Annotated in this window: 11 protein-coding genes; 7 read left to right on the top strand and 4 right to left on the bottom strand. The window is 51.7% G+C overall.

Annotated features, from left to right (window positions below; translation table 11 throughout):
• The first annotated feature begins 34 nt into the window (after positions 1–34).
• From cycA to HRU73_RS08490, 7 genes are all read left to right on the top strand, one after another.
• Positions 35–742: a cytochrome c-550 CycA gene (gene cycA / locus HRU73_RS08520; protein ID WP_011111569.1), complete on the top strand. Its 708-nt coding sequence runs from the start codon at positions 35–37 to the stop codon at positions 740–742.
• A 253-nt stretch (positions 743–995) separates the two neighbouring features.
• Complete coding sequence (locus HRU73_RS08515; protein WP_276678691.1) at positions 996–1,793, top strand: hypothetical protein; 798 nt, start codon at positions 996–998, stop codon at positions 1,791–1,793.
• A 157-nt stretch (positions 1,794–1,950) separates the two neighbouring features.
• On the top strand, positions 1,951–3,447 hold the full coding sequence (locus HRU73_RS08510) for a DEAD/DEAH box helicase (protein WP_276678689.1): 1,497 nt from the start codon (positions 1,951–1,953) through the stop codon (positions 3,445–3,447).
• Between the two features lie 480 nt (positions 3,448–3,927).
• On the top strand, positions 3,928–5,442 hold the full coding sequence (locus HRU73_RS08505; protein ID WP_287398409.1) for a peroxidase family protein: 1,515 nt from the start codon (positions 3,928–3,930) through the stop codon (positions 5,440–5,442).
• Between the two features lie 323 nt (positions 5,443–5,765).
• Positions 5,766–5,894, top strand: coding sequence for a hypothetical protein (locus HRU73_RS08500; RefSeq protein WP_256335824.1), 129 nt, complete (start codon positions 5,766–5,768; stop codon positions 5,892–5,894).
• 383 nt (positions 5,895–6,277) lie between these two features.
• Positions 6,278–7,372, top strand: a complete 1,095-nt coding sequence (locus tag HRU73_RS08495; protein WP_276677765.1) for an efflux RND transporter periplasmic adaptor subunit — start codon at positions 6,278–6,280, stop codon at positions 7,370–7,372.
• Entirely contained in the window at positions 7,369–10,455 is a 3,087-nt protein-coding gene (locus tag HRU73_RS08490) for an efflux RND transporter permease subunit (protein ID WP_287398408.1), read from the top strand. The genes HRU73_RS08495 and HRU73_RS08490 overlap by 4 nt, the downstream gene beginning before the upstream one ends.
• Before the next feature lie 87 nt (positions 10,456–10,542).
• Here the strand turns inward: HRU73_RS08490 and yedF are convergent, their stop codons facing one another.
• The 4 genes from yedF to HRU73_RS08470 all read right to left on the bottom strand — a co-directional run bounded on the left by yedF (position 10,543) and on the right by HRU73_RS08470 (position 17,054).
• Positions 10,543–10,785 (bottom strand): sulfurtransferase-like selenium metabolism protein YedF, encoded by a 243-nt coding sequence (gene yedF / locus HRU73_RS08485; RefSeq protein ID WP_011112551.1) that lies wholly within the window; start codon positions 10,783–10,785, stop codon positions 10,543–10,545.
• The gene (gene yedE, locus HRU73_RS08480) at positions 10,782–12,014 is read right to left on the bottom strand and encodes a selenium metabolism membrane protein YedE/FdhT (protein ID WP_287400049.1); all 1,233 of its coding nucleotides are present in this window, start codon (positions 12,012–12,014) and stop codon (positions 10,782–10,784) included. Before yedE ends, yedF begins: the two co-directional genes overlap by 4 nt.
• A 203-nt stretch (positions 12,015–12,217) precedes the next feature.
• Entirely contained in the window at positions 12,218–14,914 is a 2,697-nt protein-coding gene (locus tag HRU73_RS08475) for an MGH1-like glycoside hydrolase domain-containing protein (RefSeq protein ID WP_287398407.1), read from the bottom strand.
• 127 nt (positions 14,915–15,041) lie between these two features.
• The gene (locus HRU73_RS08470; protein WP_287398406.1) at positions 15,042–17,054 is read right to left on the bottom strand and encodes an alpha-amylase/4-alpha-glucanotransferase domain-containing protein; all 2,013 of its coding nucleotides are present in this window, start codon (positions 17,052–17,054) and stop codon (positions 15,042–15,044) included.
• Positions 17,055–17,061 lie beyond the last annotated feature (7 nt).

Genomic DNA, 17,061 nt, shown 5'->3' with positions numbered 1-17,061 from the left:
AACCCGTGTTCAAACATCAATGAGAGGAGAGACCATGAAAATAATGATAGCCTGCGGGCTGGTTGCTGCAGCTTTGTTCACACTGACGAGTGGACAAAGTCTGGCAGCAGACGCCCCGTTTGAAGGCCGCAAGAAATGCAGTTCCTGTCACAAAGCCCAGGCGCAATCGTGGAAAGACACAGCGCATGCCAAAGCGATGGAATCGCTCAAGCCCAATGTCAAGAAAGAAGCCAAACAGAAGGCCAAACTGGATCCGGCCAAGGACTACACCCAGGACAAAGACTGCGTAGGTTGTCACGTGGATGGATTTGGTCAGAAAGGGGGCTATACGATCGAATCGCCCAAACCGATGCTGACGGGTGTAGGCTGTGAATCCTGCCATGGACCTGGACGTAACTTCCGGGGAGATCATCGTAAGAGCGGACAGGCCTTTGAGAAATCGGGCAAGAAAACGCCTCGCAAAGATCTGGCAAAGAAAGGACAGGACTTCCACTTTGAAGAACGCTGCAGTGCGTGCCATCTGAACTACGAAGGTTCACCGTGGAAGGGAGCCAAAGCGCCTTACACCCCGTTTACACCGGAAGTGGATGCGAAATACACCTTCAAGTTTGATGAAATGGTCAAGGAAGTCAAAGCCATGCATGAACATTACAAACTGGAAGGCGTATTTGAAGGAGAGCCGAAATTCAAATTCCATGATGAATTCCAGGCTAGTGCCAAACCCGCCAAAAAAGGAAAATAGTGATTTTTTTCCTGACGGTTTGATTATGAGGTTTGTTCCGGAGGAGTAGTCATCGGCTTTTCCGGAATGAGCCCGAATTGATTTTTTAATATCCATGAATACCTCGGACATTGTCCGGGCAGACCAACAGGCATTCGGAATTTGTGTACTTTACTGTCTATCTGCTTATATTTGTTTCCGGCCTGGCAGACAAAATATACCGGGAGTTGCTGTTTTCAACCGTCGGAAGAGGCGGTTTTTTTATTTTTAGAATATGTTGAACATATTTCATAGATTCCCGGAAGTGACCGGGAATCCGGCTCACAGGAAACGTGATTATTTCATTGCAGCATTTACCTTCTTCTGTGTTGCAGTCAGTCTTGTAATCGATGCGCATGGGACGCTGCTGCTTCAGAACGTGCTGGGTGTCATTGCCTGGATTTTCCTGGTTGCGTTACTTCGTGGTGAAAACCGAGAAATAAGGATGCAGGTGGTGATTGCTGTTGCTTTTGCAACAGCAGGCGAGCATTTTGCATCCATTTATATGGGAGGATATACCTACCGCCTGGAAAATGTGCCGCTCTACGTACCACCAGGCCATGGCATGGTTTATTTGACTGCAGTGGCATTGGCCCGATCCGGTTTTTTCCTCCAACATGCACGGAAGATTGCAGCTTTCGTGGTGATTTCCTGTGGTTTGTGGTCAGCATGGGGTATTAGCGGGTTACCTGAACATGGTGATCAGGTAGGCGCATTGCTGTATGTGGTATTCCTGATTTATCTATTCAAAGGCAGATCGCCAATGGTGTATCTGGCTGCGTTCTTCATTACAACCTGGCTGGAACTGATTGGTACCGCCGCCGGAACCTGGCAGTGGGCAACGCTTGAACCAATATTCGAGTTGACACAAGGCAATCCGCCGAGTGGGGTCTCTGCCTGGTATTGTCTGGTGGATGCCGTTGCTATTAGTGGAGCACCTGTATTTCTGAATGCCTTTAACAGAATGAATGGTTTGCTCAAATGGCTTAAAACCAATGGAATCAGTCTCAAAGTGATTTTGAGCAGGAAATGAGTGTGATTTCTACTTTCTGGATTACGAGTAGCTGCGGTTTACGGGTTATCTTCAAACAGATTGTTGAAGATTGATGATGATTCAGGGCTCAACTCATTTGTGCTGTGGGAGTAATGCCTGTAGATTTTTGTGTTTCTACTTGTTGTAAAAATAGACTATGAGTAATGATGTGACGTTTGCCCAACTGGGCTTGTCCAGTGAAATTCTCCATGCAGTTAATGATGAAGGGTATGTGAATCCCACTCCGATCCAAGCCCAGGTCATTCCTTCGATTCTGGCTGGTAAGGATGTGATGGCCAGTGCGCAAACAGGTACCGGTAAGACAGCCGGCTTTACATTGCCGCTGCTGTACCGTCTGCAAGCATACGCCAATACGAGTGTGTCTCCTGCCCGGCATCCTGTTCGTGCCCTGATCATGGCACCGACTCGTGAACTGGCGATGCAGATCGACGAAAGTGTCAGGAAATATGGAAAATATCTTGCCCTGAGAACGGCTGTCGTTTTTGGTGGTATCAATATCGAGCCCCAAATCGCAGCGCTGCAGGCCGGGGTGGAGATACTGGTGGCTACTCCCGGTCGCCTGTTGGATCTGGTCGAACAAAAAGCAGTCAATTTTTCCAAAACCGAAATTCTGGTACTAGATGAAGCTGATCGTATGTTGGATATGGGTTTTCTGCCGGACATCAAGCGGGTGATGGCGCTGTTACCTCCACAACGGCAAAGCCTGATGTTTTCTGCAACATTCTCCGGTGAAATCAGGAAACTTGCCGACAGCCTGCTGAAGCAGCCGGTCCGAATCGAAGCAGCGGTACAAAATACAGTGAATGAATCTATTTCACATGTCATTCACTGGGTAAAGCCAGATAGCAAATTTGCCTTGCTGCTACACCTCATCCGACAGCAGAACCTGAAACAGGCACTTATTTTCGTCAAAACGAAACATGGTGCTTCCCATCTGGCGCAGATGCTTTCCCGCCACGAAATTTCGGCGGTTGCCATTCACGGCGACAGGAATCAGCAGCAGCGTACACAGGCACTCGCTGAATTCAAGCATGGTGACGTGCAAATACTGGTTGCTACCGATGTCGCCGCGCGCGGTATCGACATTGAAAAGCTGTCACATGTCATCAATTATGAATTACCTGGTAACCCGGAAGATTATGTCCATCGGATCGGACGTACCGGCCGGGCCGGTAGTAAAGGAAAGGCTATTTCTCTGGTTAGCGAACATGAAAAAGAACTGCTGGCCAATATCGAAAAACTGCTGAACGCCAAACTGGAAACAGAACAGATTGCCGGTTTTGATGCGGAACAGTTTGCTCGCAGCCTGCCAGATCGGAAAAACCGGATGTCGGCCGGTAACTCCCGCTACGGTAATAAGCCGATGGAAAATGGGAGTGAGAAAAGCAGAAGTGAGAAACACAGGAAACTGCCATCATCCCAGAAATACTCCGGTTCTCGCCGAGGGGGAACGCAAAAATACAGCGACCCCATCTTTACCCAGCCTTACGTGCCACAGGCTAATTCGACACAGTCGACAACGCCCAAGCAGCCAGAAATCCAATCTCTGTTCCTGACATACAGGCAGGAAAAAAAGACCATTCCGGCGTTGTTTACGGCCTTGTCGAAAAGTAAAGCTGGCCAGGAGAACTGAATACACCTACATTCCCGGTTTTTCCCGTCTTTTTAGTTCATTACCTCCGTTTCAAAGAGTCGGCTGTCTCCAGACTGCGCAATCCGTATTACCAATCCCTCTTTCGTCATGCCGGGAAATTTCCAGTATCTCTGTGCAGTCACTTTCGGCACTTTAGTAGCCCCTGCCTAACGTCTGAATACAAGTAACCGTTGTGAGATTGGTCACAGAGCAACATTGCTGATGTGGCTATGCTTCCCGCCGTACATCGTGTCGATGCACTATCAGCAATATGTGCGAAGCATGAGTGGCCCGATGACAGAGATGTGGGGAGGCAATAGAGTACTCTCCGGCATTGCTGACTATGCACGCATGACTGTTTCCGGGATCAGGTACTCTCAAATATACAAGGGATCGTATGAAAGATTCAATCGGGAGATTCTGTCAAACGGTCTGATCTTTTTCCACCGACCAATGACTCAACTGGAGAATGAATAAAAAATGACATGGCATGGCTCGAATAAATCCGGCGGGTATAACCCTCCGAAATCCATCTCCTATGACCAAGGTAAATTCGGCCGGATGTTTCCTTCCCTTCCACCTTTTGCGCAGGATACCCGGCAAATCAGGGAAGCTCTGAAAGAGCTCGGCAGGAAGGGCGGTATCATGGATGCCAAAGAAGATACAGACATTGCTGTCAACCCCAATCTTGCCCGCGATCTGATCATTGATCCCGCGTTGAGCCTCATTAACCCGAATAATCCGAATCTTGTGGCCGGTATGACTTTCCTGGGCCAGTTTCTCGACCACGACATCACGTTTGATCCAGTCTCCAACCTGGAAAGACAGTCAGATCCGGAATCCATCCGCAATTTCCGCCGGCCCCTGTTTGAACTCGACAGTATGTATGGTTCCGGGCCAAGTGCCTCACCTTATTTATACGACCAGAGTGCTGATGGAGAAGGCATCAAGTTCTATGTTGAGGAGATATCCGGTGCAGCTGCAGTGTCTGCAGGCGGCTTCGTACGTTATGATTTGCCGCGCAACAGTCAGGGAACGGCGTTGCTGGGTGATCCACGCAATGACGAGAATCTGATGGTTTCCCAATTACACCTTGCCATGCTGCGTTTTCACAATGCAGTAGTGGATTATGTGAAAGCACAATCCAGCCTGACAGACCTGGATGAAGTGTTTACTGAAGCCCAAAGGCTGGTGCGCTGGCATTACCAGTGGATCATCATACATGAGTATCTGGTAAGAACCGTTGGCAAGCCGCTGGTTGACAATATCCTGATCAACGGGCGTAAATTTTATAAATGGCACAATCAGCCCTTCATCCCGATTGAATTTTCGGCAGCTGCTTATCGTTTCGGCCATTCGCAGGTTCGCCCCTCATATCGCTCCAATTTCGGGCCGATACCTTCCGATATCAATTCGCAAATTTTTCGACTGATCTTCAACGATAATCTGGCAGACGAGCCTGACCCTGATGATTTGCGTGGGGGAAAACGTGCGCCATCCCGTTTCATCGACTGGCAGACATTCTTTGATTTTGGCGATGGCAAAGTGCGCCCAAGTAAAAAAATCGACACCAAACTTTCTACCACCCTGTTCGATTTGCCGGCTGTGCGTGGAGATATCCAATCTCTCGCACAGCTCAATCTGCTCAGAGGATTGACTTTCAGTCTGCCTTCCGGGCAAAGCGTGGCAAAAGCGATGAATCTGCCGATACTGAATACCACTGACCTTGCCGATCTGGTTGATTTTAAACTGCACCAGCGCACGCCACTCTGGTTTTACATTTTGCGTGAGGCGGAGGTGAAAGAGAACGGGGAACGGCTGGGGCCGGTGGGTGGACGTATCATCGCCGAGGTGTTTCTTGGCTTGTTGCAGGGAGATTCCATGTCTTACCTGCGGCAGGATCCGCGATGGATACCCACATTGCCGAGTGCAGTGGAAGGCACTTTCAGGATGGCCGATCTACTCAGGTTTGCTGGCGTAGTGGCTCCATTGTAAGGGCGAACCATCACGATACATTCGTACCCGGCTGATCCCCGGGTACCGGTGCTTCAGCCTGCTTTATCACAGCTCTGATCGACGCAGCCGTTGTCGCGTAATTATGGTGAGGACACATCAATCTGTACTGTATCTGACGATGTTCAGGACGGTAGCATAAATCACGCTATCCTCCATTTCCTGTTTACCTGGTCATCTAAAAAGCTTCCGGAACCAGGGTTATTCCTGTTTTGTTTCTAATACATTTATTGACATAAATCAATGAAATGTGAGCCGATCGGGTGCATGATTTTCCCGGGTTTAAACGAAAAGGAGTAATGAAAATGAGCGAAGTAGTAAAAGGTAGTGATACTGAAACCTTTAGGAAAATGATGGTTGCCGTCGTATTGATTATGACGGTACTGGCTTCGTTGATTGTGGTTTCAGCATACTTTTCACCGGCTGTACATTGATTGCACTGAAAAACTGCGCAGAAGTTGTATCGCTGCGCAGTTTCTTTTATCTAAGTATCATCTCTGCCAGTTTTGCCTGACTGGCGGGAATATCAGTAGTAAAAAATCCGCAACAAAAGGTCTTGCAGCAGGAAGTCTTCTCCAGGGTGCATTTTATTCTTTCCGGCTTGCCCCGTTCCAGCCCAATCGTTTCTTTTTTCCCATCCTTCCGGTTCCATTTCCTGATTCTGATTTATCTGTCGAAACAGCGGGTAGAACATTTACTTGTTTTTAAGCAGATGGAAGACATATTTTGATAATATCTCCAGTTATTTATCTTGGTCCGGTAGAACGCTCCGGGTTGCCGATTTGTTCATGTGTATTGCAAGGAGAGGGTCGACTTGATGTTGAATAGAGCAGGAAAATTGCTGTGCATGGCTCTGGTGCTATTGCTATCTGCCTGCGGCAAGCAGGAGGAGACGGTAAAAGTCGCCAGCCCGCCCTCGGTCAGTGTGATTACCGCTGAACAGATCTCGATGGAAGTACGTGAAGAAACCATTGGCTCGCTGGAGGGGATGATGGATCCGACCGTTGCAGCGGAAGTTTCCGGGCGGGTACTCAAGGTGCTGGTGCGTCAAGGTCAGCATGTGAAGAAAGGGCAGGAAATTGCTTTGCTGAACCCGATCGATTACCAGTTGCAGCGACGGGAAGCACTCAGTGAAGTCGCCCGGCTGGAAGCTCTGTTGGAAAACCAGCAACGTTCGGTTGAGCGTAATGCCCGGCTGGTCGAGCGGAATTTCATTTCCCAGATCGTGCTGGATGATGTCAAGACCCAGGAAATTGCTTTACGCCGGCAGCTGGAAGGTGCCAAATCCCGGTTGGCCTCGATTGAACATAATCAATCCAAGACACGCCTGCTTTCCCCTGTGGATGGAACGGTTGAATCCCGGCTGGTTGCTGAGGGAGATTATGTCAAGGTGGGTGATCCATTGTTCCAGATCATCAGCAATCAGCGTTTGCGTGCTCATTTGCCATTTCCCGAAAGCATTGCCTCATCTATCAGGCCGGGTCTGGAAGTTCGGTTGAATACGCCTACTTCCAGTGTCGAGATCGTTTCTCGCATCAGAGAATTGAAGCCTGCCATCGGTGCAGGTAACCGGGCGATAGACGTACTGGCTGACGTGGAGGATCAGCCTGGTTGGCATACGGGTGCCAGTGTCAGTGGCGTGGTCGTGCTCGGTGTGCGCGAGAATGTGGTGGTAGTGCCGGAGCAGAGCGTAGTATTGAGACCGGCAGGCGAAGTGGTGTATGCCATCAGCCAGGATCAGGCACAAGCTCATCAGCGGGTGGTGCGTACCGGATTGAGGCAGGATGGCATGGTCGAAATCATTGATGGTATACAGGCGGGTGAGCAGATCGTGCTCGATGGTGCCGCTTTTCTGACGGATGGTGCCAGAATTTCTGTACAAAAAGAAATGTCAGTGCAGGCTGATTCATGACACTGCCGGAGCTGTCGATCAAACGCCATGTACTGGCGTGGATGGTTTCCGGGTTATTGGTATTGCTGGGCGTAATCAGTTATCAGCGTATCGGTGTGGACCGCTGGCCATATATCGAATTTCCCATGATTTCGGTAACGACGACTCTGATCGGAGCCAATCCCGATATCGTCGATGCCAGTATTACCAGCATCATCGAGACGGCAATCAATACCATTCCCGGCATCGAGCATGTGCAATCCAGCTCTTCACCGAGTGTTTCGGTCACCACCATTACCTTCAGTCTGGACAAGAATATCGATGTTGCCTATAACGAGGTGCAGGCGAATATCAGCCAGGTTCTGCGGCGATTGCCGGATGATACTGATCCGCCGGTCGTGCGCAAGATCGAAACCAACGCGCAGCCGGTGATGTGGTTGTCACTGCAGGGGGATCGTACCCTGCAGCAGCTCAATCTGTATGGTTTCAACGTCATCAAGAAAAAACTGGAAACGATCGATGGTGTCGGTGAGGTTCGTCTTGGCGGACGCCGTGATCGCACCATACGTGTCAATATCCTGCCCGAGCGCATGGCCTCCTATAATCTGGCTGCCAGTGATGTCATCAGTGCTTTCCGACGCGAGCACATCCAGTTGCCGGGTGGTTTTCTGGTGGGCAGGAATACAGAAAGGCTGATCAAGCTCGATCTGGAATTCCATAATTTAAAGGATATGAGTAACCTGATCGTGGCTTATCGTGATGGTGCTCCGATCCGGCTGAAGGAAATTGCAGAGATCGAAGATGAGCTGGCTGATTATCGCCAGGTGGCACGCTTTAATGGCCAACCTTCGCTGGGAGTGGGAATCGTCAAGGTTTCGAATGCCAACACAGTGGCCATCATCGAGGAAGTTGAACGCAGGTTGAAAGAAGATATCGTTCCCAGCCTGCCACCCGGAATGCGTATCGGTGTTTCCACCAGTGATGCGATTTTTATCAAGGAACTGGTGAATTCACTGCAGGAACACCTGATCGAGGGGACGTTACTGGCTGCGCTGATCGTCTGGCTGTTCCTGCGTTCGGTCCGATCTACGCTGATCATTGCGACAGCCATTCCAGTATCGCTGCTGGGAGCGGTTGCGGTGATGTATTTCTCAGGATTCACCTTCAATACCATGACATTGCTGGCATTGCTGTTGCTGATCGGGGTGGTGGTGGATGATGCCATCGTCGTGCTGGAAAGTATTTTCCGGCACATGAGCCGGGATCAGGCCAGGTATGGCAAGGTGGATACGGCGGCTGCGTCGGTCAGAGGCAGCCATGAAGTGGTATTTGCCGTGATTGCGGCCACACTGTCACTGGTTTGCATATTTGCACCGGTCATTTTCATGGATGGCATCATCGGCAAATTTTTCAAATCGTTTGCGGTGGTCGTCACGTTTGGTGTGTTGATTTCCCTGCTGGTTTCCCTGACACTGACGCCGATGCTTTGCTCGCGTTATTTGCGAGTCGATCGTAAACACGGGCGCCTCTATCACTGGTTGGATAACTGGTTTCATCGCATGGATCGGATATATGGCTCGTTGCTCGAGTTTTCCATCCAACATCGCTGGAAGGTCATCCTGATTACTACCCTTACGGTACTGAGCAGCAGTTTCTTTTTTGGCAAGGTGGAAAAGGAGCTCTCCCCGGAGGCCGATGAGGGGGTATTCATGATTACTTTCAGAACACCGCTGGGTTCAAGTATCGACTATACCGATTCCCGTCTCAAGTTGATCGAAGGTGTACTGGCTTCCTATCCTTCGGAAGTGATCAGTTATCTTGGCATGGTCGGAGCTGGGCAGGATGGCCAGGTGAACAGAGGATTCGTCAATGTCCGCCTGTATGACCGCAATGATCGTACCATGACCCAGAAAATGCTGATTCGCGAATTGAGGGAACGTTTCGACAAAATCCCGGGTGTACGGGCATTTCCTGCACCGGTCGCCATCGTGCGCGGCCAGCGCCCGGAGAAATTGCAGTTCAATCTGACCGGTCCCAATCTGCAGGAAGTGGGTCGACTGGCCAAGGAAATGCAGCGGCGGCTCGGTGAAATACCAGGAATGGGTAAGGTGGATCTGGATCTCGACCTCGATTTGCCGCAACTGGTAGTGGATCTGGATCGGACACGAGCCGCCAGTCTCGGTATCTCGGCTACTGATGTCGCCATGGCAATCAATATGTTTACCGGCGGAGTGGATGTGGCCCGGTTCAGTGATGAACCAGGGGATGGGCAACGTTACCAGATCAGAATCAAGGGTAAGGAAAGCCGGTTCAATCAGCTCGAAGATCTGAAAAAAGTTTATTTGAGAAGCGCCGGAAATGAGCTGGTGAGGCTGGATACGGTTGCTAAATTCCGTGATAACCTCGGTGCTGCAGTAATCGGACGATTCGACCTGCAATATGCGGCAATGTTCTATGCCAACCCGGCATTCTCGCTGGGCAATGCGACTGATATGGTATTTCAGCAGGCCGCCGAGTTCATGCCAGTGGGTTATACGGTGAAAATGACCGGGCAGGCGGAAGAGCTGGCCAAAACGATGACAAATACACTGTTCATTTTTACACTTGCACTGATTCTGCTCTACATGGTACTGGCCAGCCAGTTCAATTCCTTTTTGCAGCCGCTCATCGTCATGGTGGCGCAGCCGTTGGCAATCATCGGCGGTATTTTTGCCTTGTGGCTGACGGGGAACTCGCTCAACATATTTTCCATGATCGGTCTGGTGCTGCTCATCGGTCTGGTGGCAAAAAACTCGATTCTGCTGATCGACTTGACCAATCAACTGCGTGAACAGGGTAAATCTGTGGATGACGCACTGAGAGAAGCCTGTCCGGTTCGGTTGAGGCCAGTATTGATGACCTCACTGACCGTCATTCTGGCGTTGCTGCCTGCAGCGATGGGGTTGGGTGCCGGTGCCGAAACCAATCGTCCACTTTCCATCGCGGTGATCGGCGGCATGATTTCCTCGACATTGCTGACACTGGTGGTGGTGCCTGCGGTTTATTCTCTGGTGATGCAGGCAGTGGATAAATTACATCTATCCCGGCACGGACCGGCTGATTGATCCGGGCTGTGTAGTTGATCGAGGTACGATTTGTGCCGGGTGAACGGTATTTATCCTGATTTTCTGATCCGTACCACGTGTGAGTGATTAACCGGGCACGCGGATCAGAAAGCGAAACAGCGGTCCGTGCTGTTCTACTGCCAGGCAGTCATAACCTTTGGCGCGCGCATCTTCAGGGATACCGTTGACTGACTGGGCACAGTCGGTGATGACTTCCAGCACCTGGCCGGCCGTCATATCGGCCAGGGCTTCAAGGGTGGCAATGGCGTTGTACGGGCAATGTTCACCCCGCAAATCCAGTGATAAATCCGGTTGATGATTATGATTCATCGTGCAAGGCCTTCTCTGACAGCAAAACGTCGGGCGTTGAGGTATACCAGCAGCATCGCCAGCATCAGGCCGGCCAGACTGAGTAACAGGCCGGTGCCTGCTCCCAGGTACTCCAGCAGATTGATTTTCGGATAGGGCAGGGCCAGTGCACCGCCCAGCTCATCCCAGAAGATGGCTACCAGCGTGCCACCGATGACGTTGCCGATACCAACTATCCAGAAATGTACCTGGCCTTCCATCGCCCGGTACATCCAGCCGGTTTCGCAACCACCGGCCAGCACGATACCGATACCGAACAGCAATCCACCGAGGGCTGCATTGGGGCCCATCCAGAAGATTTTGGGTGTTGCGCCCAGGGCAATTGCACCGAAGGTACCGAGGCAGGCTACCACCATGCCTAACAGAATACCGTAGGCGATGCGGGTGCGCCCGGTAGTCCACAAATCACGCGCAGCACTGGTAAAACAGATTTGCCCGCGTTCGATCACTGCTCCGAAAAACACCCCGAACAGTACTGCCAGGCCCAGAACCAGCGATGTCTCAAAGCGCCAGGCAGCAAAACCCAGCACCAGTACGGCAATCAGCAGACCAAGGCGATTTTGCAGGCGGGCACGTCGCGCCAGGCTGGCAGTATCAGCGAATAGTGAGCTGGGTGCCGTATCCAGACGCAGTGGTGTGCGCAGAAATGGTAACAGGCAGAGTTTTACGCCAATCCAGGCACCGATTACCGTGGTCAGCATGAAGGCCCAGGCGTGCAGTGAGAACATGGGGATACCGGTGAAGAAGGCCGCCAGGTTGCAGCCCATCGCCAGGCGTGCGCCAAAGCCGGCGATGATTCCGCCGATCAGTCCCTGCGCCAGCCGGCGCCGGCTGGTCGGCCAGCGCAGTTGCACATTGCCAGCCCACAGCGCAGCACATAACGCACCGGCAAACATGCCGATGATCATGACGCCATCGATGCGTTCGAGTGGAGAGCCGTTCAGGCCGATCAGTTGAAAATAACTCCATTGCTGCGGGGAGAAGCCGAGCAGCGCGGCAATATGCCCGCCCCAGCGGGTGAATTCGCCGGTGACGGCCCAGAAAGTACCGGTAATGGCGAAGTAATAAGCAGAAGCCACTCCCAGCGCCAGCAGTGCTGGAATGGGAGACCAGAAGCGCACCAGATACTGGGCACGAAACTCGGCAAGGGACATTTTTGAACTCCAATCGTGGGACTGTAAACGCCGTATCAGAACGCGGAATGATGATTATTTTAACGGTAACTTGCCGCGTGCGAAGCTGTTTATGCTGCCAATGGCTGTTTGAACGGGAACGTGAGATTCAGCGTTCATTCGTACGAATCATAGTTGCCAGGCATATTTCTTTTGTGATTGCTTATATTTTGATGAAAGCCATTTTGGACAGCAGGAAAAGATTGATTGGCTGAATGGCATCAGATACCGTTATTTCCCGCCAGGATGGCCGAGATTTCCTGCATACCCAGTTCTGTCAGCTCTTCCTGCTCCAGAGAGCCAAATATCGTGAGCAGGGCGGCCAATGCGCCTGTCCAGCCGGTTTGGTGACTGGCTCCCAGCCCGGAGCCGTTTTCGCCGTGAAAATATTCATAAAACAGCAGATTGTCCCGCCAGTGGGGATCGGTCTGAAATTTCTCTGTGCTACCAAAAACTGGCCGCCTGCCTTGTTCATCCGGCAGGAAGATATGGAGTAATCGTCCGGCAATCATTCTGGCAATCCGAAACAGATTGTATTGTTTGCCTGAGCCAGTGGGGCATTCCATCTGGAAATCTTCTCCATAGTAGGCGTATAGCGTTAGTAACGCGCGAATGATCAGGATATTGATCGGCACCCAGACGGGACCGCGCCAGTTGGAATTGCCTCCAAACATGTTTGAAGTGGATTCACCCGGCTGGTAGTCTGCGGTGAAAGTCTGTCCGTTCCAGTGAAACTGGTAAGGATGTTCCAGATGGTATCTGGAAAGTGACCGGATTCCGTAAGGACTCAGAAATTCCTGTTCATCGAGCATTTTTGACAAAATGCGGCGTAGCTTCTCTTCATCTACGATGGCCAGCAGGCGACGGCCTTCGATTCCGGGTGTGGTCGGACAAAAGATGTGATCAGCCAGGAATTGCCTGCGCCGGACCAGATTCTCAAAATGTTCTGCCACCAGTGGCAGTTTGTCCAGTGTGGTTCGTTCGATGACTGTCACGGCACATAAAGGCAGCAGCCCGACCAGCGAGCGTACCTTGATGCGGGTCGAGTGACCGTCCGGAAAACGCAGAACATTGTAGAAAAAGCCATCCTCGTCGTCCCACATATCCCGATGTTCATCGCTGATATCCTGCATGGCTGCAGCGGTTGCCATGAAGCGATTCAAATAGGAAAGTACTCTCTGTTCGTAATCCGGATCATGGAGGCTCAGTTCCAGTGCGATCTGCAGCATATTCTGCGAGAACAGGGTCATCCAGGCAGTAGCATCCGATTGTTCCAGATGACCACCAGTCGGCAGTTCGATGCTGCGATCGAATACACCGATGTTGTCCAGACCCAGGAATCCACCTTCATATACATTCTTGTCCGGTTCGCGATGTGTTTCCCACCAGCTGAAATTCCGCTCCAGGCTGGCAAAGGCAGATTTCAGAAATGACAGATCGTTCTGGTCATGGTAATCCTGACACACCTGATAAACCATATAGACAGCCCAGGCATGCACTGGCGGATTTACATCACTGAAATTCCACTCGTAGGCCGGAATCTGCCCATTCGAGTGCTGGTAGCGGTTTTCCAGGAACAGGCCGAGCTGCTGTTTGGCAAAGGCAGGGTCTATCATCGCCAGCGGCAGAGTGTGGAAAGCCGTATCCCAAACAGCAAACCATGGATATTCCCATTTATCCGGCATGGAAATGATATCCCGGCATTTCATGTGCGCCCAGCCGGCATCGCGTGCATTGTGTCGGGGGTGCTCGTTCAGCCAGCGTTTCACATCGAACTCGTAATATTGTTTGGTCCATATCATGCCAGCCAGTGCCTGCCGCAGAATACGCTGCTGTTCCTTGTTCAATCTGCCGCCGGACAGGGAGGCGTAAAAATCATCTGCTTCCTTTTTTCGCTGATCGATAAGCGTATCGAAGCCGGCAAAAATTTTGTCTGTAGCGGGAGCGGAGGATTCAGCGCGGCGCAGGCGCAATCTGAGCACGCGAGTTTCTCCGGGAGGAATATTCAGGGCATAGTCTGCCGCCGCTTTGGTACCGTGGTTAGCAGGGTTGACGGCATCTTTCTGGCCGCAGACGATATGATTATTGATACCGTCTTTGGTGTAGGAGCTCGCGTTGTCTGTATGAAAGAGTCGACAGGTGTTGGTTTCGTTTTCACAGAACAACAGAGTCGGTGCATCCGCGCAATACAGCCGGTAATCTCCCGATTCGTTTTGCTGAGTACGGATGATCCGGCAATCGTCCTGGTTTTCTTCCTGATACAACGCCGGTTTGGCCAAACCCGGCGCCCACGACCAGGTATTACGAAACCAGAGTGTCGGCAGTATTCGCAAATCTGCCGTTTCAGGGCCACGGTTGACAGCACTGATCCGGATCAGAATATCTTCCGGATCAGCCTTGGCATATTCTACAAAAATATCGAAATACCGGTTTTCATCGAAAATCCCGGTATCCAGCAACTCGTACTCCGCTTCCTGCCGTGAACGCCGTTCGCTGGTAGTAACCAGATCTTCGTAGGGATAAGCGGCCTGCGGATATTTGTAGAGGTATTGCAGATAGCTGTGGGTGGGAGTGGCATCCAGGTAAAAATAATATTCCTTGACGTCTTCACCGTGGTTGCCCTGCAGATTGGTCACGCCAAACAGGCGTTCTTTCAGCACCGGGTCGTGCCCGTTCCACAATGTCAGTGCGAAACAAAGCAGCTGATGGTCATCGCTGATGCCTGCCAGACCATCTTCCCCCCAGCGGTAAGCACGTGCGCCTGACTGGGAATGAGGGAAGTGGTTCCAGACATCGCCATTGTCGCTGTAATCCTCTCGCACCGTGCCCCATTGTCGCTCGCTCAGGTAAGGCCCCCATTTCTTCCATGAGGCTTTGCCTTCATCACATTGTCCGAGACGACTGGATTCTTCTGACATGGTGCTGTTCCCTTGATATCGCTTTATTCGGTTTTTCGACCTCCGCAGCGGATCCGGCAGAAGTTCTGCGGGAAAAGCACCTGCCGGATAAAGACGGGGAGAGAAGATGACCTCCGGTGGTGGATGTTTACCTTTTTTTGTCGAATTGCAAGGTGATGCGTTGCTCGCGGGTAGTTACCGGCCAGGTCAATGTCAGTTTGGCCGCCTGCATGATTTTCTCAAACCCGCCTTCCGACTGTGAAACCGTGAAATGAGGGCAGGCGTGGAATGTTGCTGCAGAGCTGATTTTGAGTGACAGATTGCCGCCCAGTGTGTCATCTTCCAGCGTGAGTGCAGTCAGATCGCCGAGTTCGATGGCGCTCCCGAAGCCGGACAGAGCGATACGATCTCTGACATAACGTCCCCCCGGTCCGTCACAACTGGGCATGGCCAGATTGATTTCCGTCTGCATATGCCCTGCTACTTCATTTGTGCATTCATACGTTACCAGCAACCGGTTGGCGGAAATCCGAAAGTATTTGTGTATCAGCCCGGCGCCTGCCACTGCCTGGAAAATGATTTCATCCTCCCGGGTTGAGGGTTGCAACTGGTAGTGTAATGATTCACCGTTCAGGCGGTCGATGAAGAGAGATTGCGCATGCGGATCCGGTTCGAGATCAGCATGACCGATTTTATGTTTGAAGCTGACCCGATCATGTGCCGAAGCGATCCCTGATTGGTCATGTGTCGAATTTTCCCCGGAATTCAGCCGGATTTTACGGTAGTAATGTTCCGTCTGGCGAGTGAGTGTGTCAGCAAAATTGTGTTTGAGTGGGTAAGTGTCGAGTTCACAGATACTGGCGCTGCCATCCAGTTTCAGGATGATTTGCACGATTCCGTTCTGCAGATGAATTTCTTCAATACCATCCAGATCGATATCTTCCTGATACCGGGCAGTGCGGGGGACGCACTGATCGAGCAGTGCTTCCAGCTCGATCAGATTATTGTAGACGGCGCGTCGCAAATGGGGGAGATACAGGCCGCCGAATAATCCGTGCCAGTAGGCATCGTTGGCCTGGGAAGCGTACAGGCATTGCTGCATGGCATCCGTGCGCTGGCTTGCCGGCAGCCGCGCGTAACGTGCGGAAAGGCCGAGCATGCGCTTGTGCATCCAGTTGGATTCAGGGTAACGCGAAAAAAAGTTTTTCCAGATTCCGCCACGCAGAAAAGATTTGTTGGGCTCATACCAGCCCGCTGCCTTGGCCTGTTGAACCAGATCGGCATAGGTGTGAGCGGGCTCGGCAGGCAGCGTCCACTCGTTCATCTCGATGTAGGATGTGGTAGGAAGGTAGAGGATGCCGCGGGTTTTCTCGCCGGCATGGTAATCCCGGTAGTGTTGCATCCGGATACGGGGAGAGGCGAGCACACCCTGAATGAATTGTTCCAGCCAGCCTCGTTCATAAACCCACTGATAGGTTTCCGGCCAGATACCGAATTTCTCGATGTCATCAAAATAGACCGCGGCGGGCTGACGTCCGGTGGTGGCCTGATCAGTCAGTGATTCGATATAGGCGATGGCTTCCTGTGCGGGAGAAAACGGGAGCCGGTAGCGCAGGGCTTCTGATATCGGAAAAAGATCCAGAGAGTGACGATCTTCTTCAGTGGTGAAAAAGCCATCCAGTTCCGTTTTACGTTTGCCGGCACAGATGAAGTGGTAGTCATCCACGATCACGTAACGGATACCGCATCTTGTCAGCGCGGGAATGACCGTGGATTCCCAGACACGTTCGGTCAGCCAGGCGCCTTGCGGTCGCTGGCCCAGTTTTTTCTTGAGCTTGGTCGAAAAGGTTCTGAGCTGGCCGACTCGGTCGCGCTCGGGGATGGCTGCCAGTACCGGCTCGGTATCTCCTGCGCCGAACAGCTCGACTTGCCCGCGTGTGACCATTTCACGCAGCAATGCCATATCCTGCGGATAATGTTCGAACAGAAAATCCAGCAGCCAGCCTGAAAAATGGACAGCGAAACGAAATTCCGGGTAACGGTGCAGAGTATGCAGAAACGGCTTGTAACAGCGCTCATGTGCGTCGATGACGACTTCCGGAAAATTACCGATCGGCTGGTGGGCGTGGACACCAAAAAGGAATGATACGGAAGAAGTCATCGGAGTA

Origin of the sequence: Nitrosomonas sp. H1_AOB3 (assembly GCF_015709435.1) — a bacterium.
Taxonomy (GTDB): domain Bacteria; phylum Pseudomonadota; class Gammaproteobacteria; order Burkholderiales; family Nitrosomonadaceae; genus Nitrosomonas; species Nitrosomonas europaea.
Note: the sequence above shows the minus strand (reverse complement) of the source record. Positions and strands in the feature narration are given on the sequence as shown.

Coding starts and splice junctions, on each gene's coding strand:
- HRU73_RS08505 (WP_287398409.1), top strand. CDS start 3,928: ATGACATGGCATGGCTCGAATAAATCCGGCGGGTATAACCCTCCGAAA.
- HRU73_RS08475 (WP_287398407.1), bottom strand. CDS start 14,914: ATGTCAGAAGAATCCAGTCGTCTCGGACAATGTGATGAAGGCAAAGCC.
- HRU73_RS08500 (WP_256335824.1), top strand. CDS start 5,766: ATGAGCGAAGTAGTAAAAGGTAGTGATACTGAAACCTTTAGGAAAATG.
- HRU73_RS08515 (WP_276678691.1), top strand. CDS start 996: ATGTTGAACATATTTCATAGATTCCCGGAAGTGACCGGGAATCCGGCT.
- HRU73_RS08490 (WP_287398408.1), top strand. CDS start 7,369: ATGACACTGCCGGAGCTGTCGATCAAACGCCATGTACTGGCGTGGATG.
- HRU73_RS08470 (WP_287398406.1), bottom strand. CDS start 17,054: ATGACTTCTTCCGTATCATTCCTTTTTGGTGTCCACGCCCACCAGCCG.
- cycA (WP_011111569.1), top strand. CDS start 35: ATGAAAATAATGATAGCCTGCGGGCTGGTTGCTGCAGCTTTGTTCACA.
- HRU73_RS08495 (WP_276677765.1), top strand. CDS start 6,278: ATGTTGAATAGAGCAGGAAAATTGCTGTGCATGGCTCTGGTGCTATTG.
- HRU73_RS08510 (WP_276678689.1), top strand. CDS start 1,951: ATGAGTAATGATGTGACGTTTGCCCAACTGGGCTTGTCCAGTGAAATT.
- yedF (WP_011112551.1), bottom strand. CDS start 10,785: ATGAATCATAATCATCAACCGGATTTATCACTGGATTTGCGGGGTGAA.